This is a genomic window from Pseudomonas sp. ANT_J12 (assembly GCF_008370045.1).
Taxonomy (GTDB): domain Bacteria; phylum Pseudomonadota; class Gammaproteobacteria; order Pseudomonadales; family Pseudomonadaceae; genus Aquipseudomonas.
Genome location: NZ_VOBN01000012.1, coordinates 124,715 through 136,551 on the forward strand (window position 1 = coordinate 124,715; position 11,837 = coordinate 136,551).

Sequence of the window (11,837 nt, forward strand, 5' to 3'; positions counted from 1 at the left end):
AATCACCTCAAAGTACTTGGATAAAAACAGCGCCCGGCCCATGCGGCCAAACGCCTTCAGTTATTAGCCCTGACTGACCAGGGCTTCGACAGGTTCAATAGTATCGTTACGGATCACCGCACCGAACTGCTGCATCATTTGCTGGATGAACGGATCGCCGTGAATCGACTCCTCGGCCTCGCGCTGACGGTTCACCCGCCGGCGGGACGCGGCCTGGGCCGGGGTTTCCTGCTCGGGCTTGATCAGTTCCATGCTCAGGCTCAGCGTACGCCCGTGGAACTGGTTCAGCGCATCGTTGAGACGACGTTGCTGGGTCGCATTGAACAAGGCGCTGTGGGCCGGGTCCAGGTGCAACAGCCAGTTGTCGCCATCAACGGCGATCAGCGTGCAGTTGGCGGCGATGCTGCCGGTCATGCCGGAGATCGGCAGTTTCGGGAACAGCTCCAGCCATTGCAGCGCCAGACCGGTGGCCGGTGCTGCGGCGGGCTCTGGCTCGGGTTCCGGCGCCGGCTCGGCGGTGTGCTCGCTGGCCAGTTCATCGAGATAGCTGTAAGCCGAATCGATGTCCGGCTCAATGTAATCCTCGTCCAGCGGCGGCTCGTCATCCTGATCGGCGCCCGGAGTAGCGGCATCGACCTCAGCCACGGACGGTTCCGGGATCGGCGCAGCGGCCCATTCCGGTGCGTCCGGCACCACGCTGTCCGGCGTGGGCATGGGCATCGGCGGCAATTCGGGTTGCTCGCTGGCGGTTTCCAGTACCGGCTCGATGTCGGGTTGCTGGACCACTTCGGGTTCGACCGGGTCGTTCCATGGCAGATCGACTACGGGGGCGACCGCCTCAACCACAGGATCGGGCACGATAACTGGCGCAACCGGTTCAGGCGCCGGGACCGGTGCAACGACCGCTGCGACCGGCGCAGGCACAACCAGGGCAACTGCCGCAGGGACTACCGGCGCAGCTTTAGGCGCGGCAGCCACTGAATTGGCGGAATCAACTGTGGCCTGGCTGATCCCCACTGGCTTTAGCGGTTGCCTCGGGGCGTCCGCCGTATCCGCCGGCCTGAACGCCAACATGCGCAGCAGGACCATTTCGAAGCCACCGCGCGGGTCGGGCGCCAGCGGCAAGTCGCGACGGCCGATCAGGCCCATCTGGTAGTAAAACTGTACGTCTTCGGCCGGCAACGCCTGGGCCAGCGCCAGCACCCGATCACGGTCGCCGTGGCCGTTGTCGACGCCTTCGGGCAAGGCCTGGGCGATGGCGACACGGTGCAGCACGTTGAGAATTTCCGAGAGCACGCCGTTCCAGTCCGGGCCTTGTTCGGCCAGGTGACGAACGGCTTCGAGCAACGCCTTGGCGTCGCCTTCGATCAACGAATGCAGGACATCGAATACCTGACCGTGATCCAGCGTGCCCAGCATCGCCCGCACGTCAGCGGCCATGACCTTGCCTTCACCGAAGGCGATGGCCTGGTCGGTCAGGCTCATGGCGTCACGCATCGATCCGTCGGCGGCGCGGCCCAGCAGCCACAGCGCGTCGTCTTCGAACGGCACCTGCTCGACGCCCAGCACGTGGGTCAAATGCTCGACCACCCGTTCCGGGGTCATGTTCTTCAGCGAAAATTGCAGGCACCGCGAAAGTATCGTTGCCGGAAGTTTCTGCGGATCGGTGGTCGCCAGGATGAACTTGACGTAGGGCGGCGGCTCTTCGAGGGTTTTCAACAGCGCATTGAAGGAATGGCTGGAGAGCATGTGCACTTCGTCGATCAGGTAGACCTTGAAGCGCCCACGGCTCGGGGCGTACTGCACGTTGTCGAGCAGCTCGCGAGTGTCCTCGACCTTGGTCCGGCTCGCGGCGTCGATCTCGATCAGGTCGACAAAGCGCCCTTCATCGATCTCGCGGCACACCGAGCACTCGCCACAGGGCGTTGAAGTGATACCTGTTTCACAGTTCAGGCATTTGGCAATGATTCGTGCGATGGTGGTCTTGCCGACACCGCGCGTCCCGGTAAACAGGTAGGCGTGGTGCAGTCGCTGGCTGTCCAAGGCATTGATCAGAGCCTTGAGCACATGGGTCTGGCCGACCATTTCGCGGAACGAGCGCGGACGCCATTTACGTGCAAGAACCTGATAACTCATCGAAAACCATCGCCACTGGGAAGCAGAAGCGGCTAATGCTAGCGGAGCAGGCCCGAAATTGCATCCGGTGCGCTCGTCTAATCTGGCTAAGCTGCATTTTGGGGGGCTATTTATCGGTTCAGGATTGATCAGTACCGGAGCGTTTATGCGGTTGGCCTTGGGGGCATTGTTGGTAATCAGCCTGAACGTCACGGCCGCTGACGCGCCTGTGCGCTACGTGATGGCCGACAGTTGGGCGATGTCGATGGTACAACTGGAGCGCGGCCGCCCGACCCAGGGCATCCTTTATGACGTCATGCTCAGCCTCTCGACCCAGGTCGGTGTGCCGGCGGAGTTTCATGTGTTGCCGCGGGCTCGGGTGCAGAACGCCATGGAGCACGGCGAGGTCGATGTGCGCTGTTATGCCGCGCAAACGTGGCTGCCGAACCAGTCCGGGGACTATATCTGGAGCATTCCGCTGTTTCTGCAACGGGACCTGCTGGTCAGTCGCAATGGCTCGCCCACGTTGATCAACCCCGCGGATCTGCGGCACGAAACCATCGGCACCGTGCTGGGCTACATTTACCCGACGCTGCAACCGCTGTTCGACTCCGGCCAGTTGCAACGCGAAGACGCGCGTAATCAGGAACAAGTGCTGGATAAACTCCTGGCCGGACGCTCGCGCTACGCCGTCAGCAACCAATGGACCCTGGACTGGTTCAACCAGCGCCTGATGCCCGGTCGGCAACTGCAAGCCGTGGCGGTGCTGCAGGAACAGAATGTCGGCTGCTATGTGCGTAACGACCCGAAAGTGCCGGTGCAGCGGATTTTGCGCACGCTGCTGCGAATGAAAATGTCCGGGGAGATCGATGACATTATCGGGCTCTACATCGGCAACGAGCCCGCAACGCCTTGAGCGTCAGCCCACCTGATCCAGCGTCTGCCACTGCGTCGGAGCAACAAACCCCGCGACCCAATCCGGCACCTCGGCAGGCGGCATCGGCCGGGCAATGAAATAGCCCTGGGCCACTTCACAGCCGAGCTGCAACAACAGTAGACCATGCTCGATACTCTCCAGGCCCTCGGCAATCACCTGTCGGCCAAATGCCCGGGCCAGGCCGATCACTGCGGTGGTCAGGGCCAGGTCGTCACGGTCGTGAAGAATGTCGCGGACAAAGGATTTATCAATCTTGATGGTTTGCGTACGCAAGCGCTTGAGGTAGCTCAGGGACGAATAACCGGTGCCGAAATCCCCCAGCGAAAACTGCACCCCGAGCGCTTGGCAAGCCTGCAAACAGGCGCTGACATGCTGGATATTCTCGACAGCCACCGACTCAACGATTTCCAGATCCAGCAATTGCGGGGCGACCTGGGCATGCCGGGCGAGCACCTGCCTGAGCCGCTCGACGAAATCCGCCCGCTGGAAATGCCTTGCCGCAATATTAATGCTGATCGGCCAGCCCTGCCCCGCTTGCTGCCAACGGTGCAGTTGCGCCAGGACCTGATCCATCACCCATTCACCAATGTCGATGATCAGGTCCGTCTCCTCCACCAGCGGCAGGAAATCCCGCGGCAGCACCAGGCCGTTTTGCGGATGCTCCCAGCGCAACAGCGCCTCGAAACCGACGACCTCGCCACGACGCATGTTCACCTTGGGCTGAAAATGCAGGCGCAACTCGCCGGCGGCCAGGGCCTGCCGAACCCGCTCGACCGTCTGGTGCGTGGCTTTGACTTCCTGATCGCGGGAGACATCGAACAGATGAAAACGGTTGCGCCCGCGCTGCTTGGCCACGTACATCGCCTGATCGGCATGGCGCAACAGGGTTTCGGCATCTTCGTTGTCGTAAGGAAACAGGGTGACGCCGATGCTGGCGAACACGTTGATGTCCTTGCCATGCAACGAGTACGGCGCGGAAATCGCACCCAGCACCCGATTCAGCGCCGCGCGTAACTCCGGTAGATCGCGCACGTAACGCAACACCAGAACGAACTCATCACCGGCCAGCCGCGCCACCACGTCCTCGCCGCGCACGATCGTGCGCAATCGCTTGGCCACTTCCACCAACAGCAGATCGCCGCTGGCGTGACCGTAGCCATCGTTGACCGCCTTGAAGCCATCAAGGTCGAGCATGCACACCGCCAGCGGGATGTTTTCCTGGCGCGAGAACTCCAGCGCCTGATCCAGCAGGTCCGAGAGGAATGCGCGATTGGGCAGGCCCGTGAGCACGTCATGCCCGACTCGCCATTGCAGGGAATGCAGCAGTTGGCGTTTTTCGCTGATGTCGAAGCGGATCGACAAGTAGCGGTCAACTCGCCCGGTATCGTCATTGAGCACCGGCACCATGGTGCTCTCGACCCAGTACAGGCTGCCATCCTTGGCCCGATTGCAGATCTCGCCTTTCCAGACGCTGCCCAGGGCGATGGTGCGCCACAGGCCGGCGAAGAACTCGGCGGAGTGCAGGCCGGAATTCAGCAGCCGATGGTTCTGCCCGATCAGCTCCTCGCGGCTATAGCCGGAGATGGTGCAGAACTGGTCATTGACGTACGTGATACGGCCGCTCAGATCCGTCTCGGAAAAGATGGCGGCGGCATCCACGGCCCTGCGGTATTTCTCGTCCATGAGGGGTGCTCGTTGTCGCTAGCGGTGGTACCGCTCGACCAGCGCACAATGCCCGGAAGAGATGTTTTGAGACGGACTGCGCAGAGACACGTAATCACTCCATGGACAGCAGTTGATGGCCCCGGGACAGCAGAAGATCAACTAGGCTAAAAGACCTCGGACAAGCTGGAAACAGCGACCCAGGTAACGTTTTGCAGGGCATCCGAGCCACGCTTGGCTTCTGCGCACAGCCGACATTGGAACGCAATGCAGGCTGTTCCCTATCGCCTCAACTTCTGAAAGCAGGTCACCAAATGCCCCCTTTGAGCGGCGATTCTACGAAATACATCACATTTTGCAAAGCAAGGTGATGGATCATGCAGTTGTCTAATGCAAAAATCTATCGTTAAGTTCTTGATTCTAAATGGGAATTGAGCGATGCAAATTTCAAGTTTGGGTCCAGCCATCCGACGCTATCGCAAGGTCGCGGGGCTTACTCAGGCTGAACTCGGCGAAAAAACCGGTTTTGACCCCAAAACCATCAGCCGCTTCGAAACCGGCACCTATACCCCCAGCGTGGAAGCATTGTTCCTGCTTGCCGATGTGCTGGGTGTGAAGCTGAAAGCGTTTTTCGCAGATTTAGGCGATGAAGACGAACAGCGGGCGTACCTGTTCAGCGTCATACATAAAGCCACCCCGAAGGATCTGGGAAAGCTGATCGCAGCGGTTGACCAGGCCTTGTCCAAGCCTTAGTGCCAGTAATAGAAAAGGCAGGTATGTCGATAACGACAGACCTGCCTTTTGCTTATCCAGACATCAGGATTCGTCTCGAATAGCGTGCGCCAATAATGGCCATCCGATATCCTTGCGCGAAATTAATTCAAAATGTAAGGGACTACGATGAAACACCTCCGCCCATTCCTGATGGCCGCACTGCTGTGCGCACTGCACAACCCCGCACAAGCGGCCAAAGCTGCCCAGCCAGCCCCCGTCGAAGCGCCACAGGTCGAACAAACCCCCGCACAGTTTCTCGCCACCCTGAAGCAGCAGCACGGCACCATCACCCTGCCCTCCGGCATCGCCACGATGAAACTCAACGACGAGTTTTACTACCTCGATCCGAAAGACACCGAGCGCTTGCTGACTGAAGGCTGGGGCAACCCGCCCGGCCACAAGACGTTGGGCATGATCATTCCAAAAGCCGTTAACCCACTGACCGCCAGCGGCTGGGGTGTGATCGTCAGCTACAAGGACGACGGGCATATTTCCGACGAAGACGCGGCCAAAATCGACTACGCCGACCTGCTCAAGCAAATGCAGGAAGAAGACGAGGAAGACAACAAGGAGCGCCAGAAACAAGGCTATGCCGGGCTGCACCTGTTGGGCTGGGCCGAGCAACCGCATTACGACGAAGCCAGCCACAAAATGTACTGGGCCCGGGAACTGAAAGCTGACGACGCCGAGGACAGCACGCTGAACTACAGCATTCGGGTGCTGGGCCGCAAAGGCGTCCTGGAATTGAACGCGGTCGCTGCCATGGCGGACCTGCCGATGATCAAGCAGGAATTGCCGAAAGTCATCGCTTTCACCAACTTCACCGATGGCAACCTCTACACCGACTACAGCCCTGGCACCGACAAACTGGCCTCTTATGGCCTGGCGGCACTGGTGGGTGGCGGCCTGGCGGCCAAGGCCGGGTTGTTTGCCAAGATCGGCATCTTCCTGCTGGCGGCGAAAAAGTTTGTGATCGTAGGTTTGGTGGTGATCGCTGGCTTTGTGCGCAAGCTGTTCAGTCGCAACAAAGCTTAAAGCTATTGTCCTTCTGGGCTGCCGGGTGACGCCGGCAGCGCGGGATGCACAAACGACAGGCATGACAAAACCGCTACAGGACAGCGCAGCAGACGATCAGCAACAAAAGGATTTGAACAAGAGGTGTATCGAAGGGTATTGCGCGCGCCAGCCTCGAATCGGAGGACTTGGCGTTATGGAGGCAACCCCACCAGCCACACCCCGGCACACAATGTTCCCGCTGTGGCTGCTTCCTTCCGGATCTGACCAGGTTCACGGGTAATCGTTGCGGGGGGACCGATGGAGTCACCATAACGACATTCACCTTGACGGCGAACGGCGCCATTGTACCTATCTGAGACGAAGTTACAACCGTTCACATGGATTAAAAAATATGAGTCGGTTCAAGGACATGCGGTGCGCCCGAAAAGATCGCAGCCTGCGGACCTACACGGATCCATGCAGGAGCTGCCGCAGGCTGCGATCTTTTGATCTTATTGCACCAACACCTCATCCGCCTTGCCGCCCTCCTCCTGGATCACCAGGTGGATAAAGTGCAGTTTGGCGATCACCGCTGGCGGCAGGACGAACGGATAAAAATCCGGCTGCCCCATGCTGCGCGATAACTCATTAAGCATGCCGGCCAGTTCGATCCACGCATTGACGAACGACAGGAACGCCGCGCCACCGGGATGCTGCGGGTCGTAGAGGGTGCTGGAGGGAAATGGCTGGTAATCGAAGTCCATCTCCCGGGCGCTCATGCCAAAGCCCAGGGCGGTGTCCACGGCGTCCATCATGTGCAGGTAATGCGCCCAGGTTTCAGCCCAGTCTTCCCAGGGGTGCATGGTCGCGTAAGCGCTGACAGCATGTTGCTGCCAGTCCAGCGGCGCACCTTGTTGGTAGTGGCGCTCAAGCGCATCGGCATAGCTGGCGCATTCATCGCCGAACAAGCCACGAAACGGTTCCAGCCAATGACTGTTGGCGATCAACCGATCCCAATAGTAGTGCCCGACTTCGTGACGAAAGTGCCCGAGCAGCGTGCGATACGGTTCGTGCATCTGCACCCGCACCTGCTCGCGGTGAGCATCGTCGGCTTCCTTGATGTCCAGAGTGATTAGGCCATTGGCGTGGCCGGTGGTTGGCGGTTTGCCGTCGAGGTCGACGCCGATGAAATCGAAGGCCAGGCCGGTTTCTTCGTCCACGGTTTTCGGGATCACCTGCAAACCGAGGCTGACCAGTTGCGCGACCAAGCGGCGCTTGGCCGTCTCGACCTTGCGCCAGCGTTCAGGGTTTTCGGGGATCGATAGATCGGGGATGGTGTGGTTCAGGCTGCACGCGATGCACAACGCATCGTGATCGTTGGCCGACAGCAGCCAGTTGCAGGCGGCCGGGGAATCCAGATTGGCGCAGCGGCGAAACACACCCGCCTCGGGATCGGCGTCCAGCAGCCAGGTATCCGCTTGCGGGCCGGGTTGCAGCGACGACAAGCGACTCTGCTCCGGCTGATAGCCCAGCGCCGCCGAGCAGGCCAGGCACTGGCTGTTGCGAAAGAACAGCGACTGCCCGCAGCGACACTGCCAGACCTTGCTGTTGCGCGAGCTCTCGCCGATGAAGGGCGCGGCGATGCGGGAACTGAGCTGTTCGAAGAAACGGTACATGGCGAACTCTCCCTGAGGGGTGCCAAGACTAGATCATTTCAGCTAGCCGATCGCTCCCATAATTGGGGGCAGAGGCTTACCTGTGGCGAAGGAGCTTTCCCCCGTTCGACTGCGCAGCAGGCGCCAGCATCGAGGGGACCGCTTCGCGCTCCAGCGGGAGCAAGCTCCCTCGCCACAGGTCCGGTGTCAGATTGGAATACCGTGCTTCTTCAAGAACTCGACAAACGCCTCTTCATCCAGCACCTTCAACCCCAACTCATTGGCCTTGGCCAACTTGGAACCCGCCCCCGGCCCCGCGACCACGCAATGGGTCTTGGCCGATACCGAACCCGCCACCTTGGCCCCCAGGCTTTCGAGCTTGTCCTTGGCCACATCGCGGCTCATCAGTTCAAGCGATCCGGTCAGCACCCAGGTTTGCCCGGCCAGCGGCAGGCCTTCGACGACTTTCTTCTCGCTCAGCCAGTGCATGCCGAAATCACGCAATTGCTTCTCGGCGGCTTGAGCAATCTGGCGATTTTCTGCGACCGCGAAAAACTCGCGAACCGAATTCGCCTGTTTCTCCGGTAATGCCTGACGCATGTCCAGCCAATCCGCTTCGAACACGCCTTCCAGCGAACCAAACTTGTCCGCCAGCTTCTGCGCCCCGCCCGGCCCGACCGACGGGATGTGCAATTTGTCGAGGAACCCGCCGAGGGTGGTGCTCGCGGAGAACTCCGCGCCCAACTCGCCCTGATCCTGAATCTGCAGACCGTGCTTGAGCAGTTGCGCGATCACCTGCTGGTTGTGCGCATCTTCAAAGAAGCTGTGAATCTCATAAGCCACTTCCAGCCCGACATCCGGCAAGTACGTCAGCACTTGCGGCAACGCCTGCTGAACCCGCTCCAGCGAGCCCAGAGAGCGCGCCAGCACCTTGGCCGTCTCTTCGCCGACATCAGGGATGCCGAGGGCGTAGATGAAGCGGGCCAGGCTCGGCTGCTTGCTGTCTTCGATGGCGCCGAGCAGTTTCTTGCTCGACAGCTCGGCGAAGCCTTCCAGGTCGACGATGTCTTCGAACTTCAGGGCATACAGATCGGCCGGTGAACTTACCAGGCCTTCGTCGACCAGTTGCTCGACGCTCTTGTCGCCCAGGCCTTCGATGTCCATGGCGCGACGGGACACGAAATGGATGATCGCTTGCTTGAGTTGTGCGCCGCAGGCCAGGCGACCGACGCAGCGATATACCGCGCCTTCGCTGACGGTCTCGCGGCCCTTGCTGCGCTTGACCAGTTGCGTGCGCTCGACATGGGAGCCGCACACCGGGCACTTTTCAGGAATCTGTACCGGCCGCGCATTCTCCGGACGGCGCTCAAGCACCACTTGCACCACTTGCGGAATCACATCGCCGGCGCGGCGGATGATCACCGTATCGCCGATCATCAAGCCCAGACGTGCGACTTCATCCATGTTGTGCAACGTGGCATTGGCCACGGTCACGCCCGCGACCTTCACCGGTTTCAAGCGCGCCACTGGCGTAACGGCACCGGTGCGGCCGACCTGGAACTCCACGTCGAGCAACTCGGTGAGTTCTTCCATTGCCGGGAATTTGTGAGCAATCGCCCAACGCGGCTCGCGCGCGCGGAAACCCAGCTCACGTTGCGAGGCAATGCTGTTGACCTTGAACACCACGCCATCGATTTCATAGCCCAGCGCATTACGGCGCTCGCCGATATCGCGGTAGTAATCCAGGCATTCATCGATGCCATGGGCCAGTTTCATTTCATGGCTGATCGGCATGCCCCAAACCTGCAGCTGCTTGAGATTGCCGATGTGGGTGTCGGCAATGTCAGCGGAAATCTGGCCGATGCCGTAGCAGCAGAATTCCAGCGGGCGGTTGGCGGTGATCTTCGAATCCAGCTGACGCAAGCTGCCGGCCGCGGCGTTGCGCGGGTTGGCGAAGGTCTTGCCGCCGACCTCCAGTTGCGTGGCGTTAAGCCGTTCGAAACCGGCCTTGGACATGAACACTTCGCCGCGCACTTCAAGGGTCGCCGGCCAGCCAGTGCCGTGCAGCTTGAGCGGGATGTTACGCACAGTGCGCACGTTGACGCTGATGTCTTCGCCGGTAGTACCGTCGCCGCGGGTGGCGCCGCGCACCAGCACGCCGTCCTGATACAACAGGCTGACCGCCAGGCCATCGAGCTTGGGTTCGCAGCTGTATTCCACCGCCGCGCCGCCACCGAACAGGTCACCGGCCGGCAGGTCCAGGCCTTCGGTCACCCGGCGATCGAACTCGCGCATGTCGGTTTCTTCGAAGGCATTGCCGAGGCTGAGCATCGGCACCTCGTGGCGCACCTGGGTAAACGCCGACAGCGCCGCGCTGCCGACACGCTGGGTCGGCGAGTCGCTGGTGATCAGCTCGGGATTGGCGGCTTCGAGGGCTTTGAGCTCGTGGAACAATCGGTCGTATTCGGCGTCCGGAATGCTCGGCTCGTCCATCACGTGATAACGATAGTTGTGCTGATCCAGCTCAGCGCGCAGCTCTAGAATGCGGTTTTTGGCGGCGGTCATGGGTGTTCTCTCATAAAGCAAAAGAACAGCCGAGGCTGCTCAATCTTCTAAATACAGTAGCTTAAAGCTATGGACACTGTGGCGAGGGAGCTTGCTCCCGCTCGGCTGCGAAGCAGCCGTAAATCCTGCACCGCTGCAACGCGTCGGATGGTTTTGGGGCTGCTTCGCAGCCCAGCGGGAGCAAGCTCCCTCGCCACAAAATGTGTTCCACCCTTCCGGTTTAGCGTTTTTGGGTCAATGCGCGACGTTCGAACTCGACGATGCGCTGACGGTAATGCTCGATGGTCTGGGCAGTCAGCACGCTGCGCTGATCGTCTTTCAGTTCGCCGTTCAGCTCCTGGGACAGCTTGCGTGCCGCGGCCACCATCACGTCGAAGGCTTGCTTCGGATGGCGCGGGCCTGGCAGTCCGAGGAAGAAGCTCACCGCCGGGGTGCTGAAATGGTCGATGTCGTCCAGATCAAAAATGCCCGGCTTGACCGCATTGGCCATGGAGAACAGCACTTCGCCGTTGCCGGCCATGCTTTCGTGGCGATGGAAAATATCCATCTCGCCGAAACGCAGGCCGCTTTCCAGGATGTTCTGCAACAGCGCCGGGCCCTTGAAGCCGGCAGCGTCGCGGCAGATCACGCTGATCACCAGCACTTCTTCGGCTTGCGGTTGTTCCTTGTCACTGACCGAAGGCGAGGACTTGGTGTCATCCGGGAAGTCGTCGTCACGGCTGCTGAAGCTCGGGCCGCCGTCCAGGTCCAGGCTCAGGTTCATGTCGCCCTGGGACGGTTCGTTATGGCCACGCTTGCCGCGCTTGGAACCCGACTCACGGGGCTCCCGGGCCGGCATGCTCACCGACGGCAGATCGTGCTCGTCCAGTTGCGGCTCTTTATGGGTATCCAGCACCCGAGGCGGGCCCAACAGCTCGGCGCTGGTGTCCTCGTCCGGCAGGTTGGACAGACTTCGGTCAAGACGGAATTTAAGTTTTCCCTTGCCGCCGCGCATGCGACGCCAGCCATCGAAAAGAATACCGGCAATGACAATAATGCCGATGACGATCAGCCACTCGCGCAGACCGATTTCCATGTAATCCCGTGCCTCTATAAAAAATGCTGAAAAATAAGGGGTTTACACTGTGCAAACC

8 protein-coding genes and 1 other RNA gene are annotated in these 11,837 nt (G+C 60.5%); 3 read left to right on the plus strand and 6 right to left on the minus strand.

From position 1 onward, the window contains the following. Positions 1 to 63: 63 nt before the first annotated feature. Positions 64 to 2,136, minus strand: coding sequence for a DNA polymerase III subunit gamma/tau (gene dnaX, locus FQ192_RS22755; protein WP_149660552.1), 2,073 nt, complete (start codon positions 2,134 to 2,136; stop codon positions 64 to 66). A gap of 145 nt (positions 2,137 to 2,281) precedes the next feature. Here dnaX and FQ192_RS22760 point away from each other — a divergent pair, with 145 nt between their 5' ends. After that, on the plus strand, positions 2,282 to 3,031 hold the full coding sequence (locus FQ192_RS22760) for an ABC transporter substrate-binding protein (RefSeq protein ID WP_149660553.1): 750 nt from the start codon (positions 2,282 to 2,284) through the stop codon (positions 3,029 to 3,031). Positions 3,032 to 3,034: 3 nt separating this feature from the next. Here the strand turns inward: FQ192_RS22760 and FQ192_RS22765 are convergent, their stop codons facing one another. Further along, entirely contained in the window at positions 3,035 to 4,735 is a 1,701-nt protein-coding gene (locus FQ192_RS22765) for a bifunctional diguanylate cyclase/phosphodiesterase (RefSeq protein WP_149660554.1), read from the minus strand. Between the two features lie 417 nt (positions 4,736 to 5,152). Between FQ192_RS22765 and FQ192_RS22770 the strand changes: the two genes are divergently transcribed. Both FQ192_RS22770 and FQ192_RS22775 read left to right on the plus strand, forming a co-directional pair. After that, complete coding sequence (locus FQ192_RS22770; RefSeq protein WP_007933342.1) at positions 5,153 to 5,467, plus strand: helix-turn-helix domain-containing protein; 315 nt, start codon at positions 5,153 to 5,155, stop codon at positions 5,465 to 5,467. Positions 5,468 to 5,614: 147 nt separating this feature from the next. Then, positions 5,615 to 6,523: a DUF2167 domain-containing protein gene (locus FQ192_RS22775; protein ID WP_149660555.1), complete on the plus strand. Its 909-nt coding sequence runs from the start codon at positions 5,615 to 5,617 to the stop codon at positions 6,521 to 6,523. A gap of 185 nt (positions 6,524 to 6,708) precedes the next feature. Here the strand turns inward: FQ192_RS22775 and ffs are convergent. From ffs to zipA, 4 genes are all read right to left on the minus strand, one after another. Next, an RNA gene (gene ffs / locus FQ192_RS22780) (signal recognition particle sRNA small type) lies at positions 6,709 to 6,805 on the minus strand. Between the two features lie 191 nt (positions 6,806 to 6,996). After that, a complete protein-coding gene (locus FQ192_RS22785) occupies positions 6,997 to 8,160 on the minus strand; it encodes a putative zinc-binding metallopeptidase (protein WP_149660556.1) in 1,164 nt (387 codons plus the stop codon). Between the two features lie 186 nt (positions 8,161 to 8,346). Beyond that, on the minus strand, positions 8,347 to 10,704 hold the full coding sequence (gene ligA, locus FQ192_RS22790) for an NAD-dependent DNA ligase LigA (RefSeq protein WP_149660557.1): 2,358 nt from the start codon (positions 10,702 to 10,704) through the stop codon (positions 8,347 to 8,349). Positions 10,705 to 10,924: 220 nt separating this feature from the next. After that, the gene (gene zipA, locus FQ192_RS22795) at positions 10,925 to 11,779 is read right to left on the minus strand and encodes a cell division protein ZipA (protein ID WP_149660558.1); all 855 of its coding nucleotides are present in this window, start codon (positions 11,777 to 11,779) and stop codon (positions 10,925 to 10,927) included. Between the last annotated feature and the right edge of the window lie 58 nt (positions 11,780 to 11,837).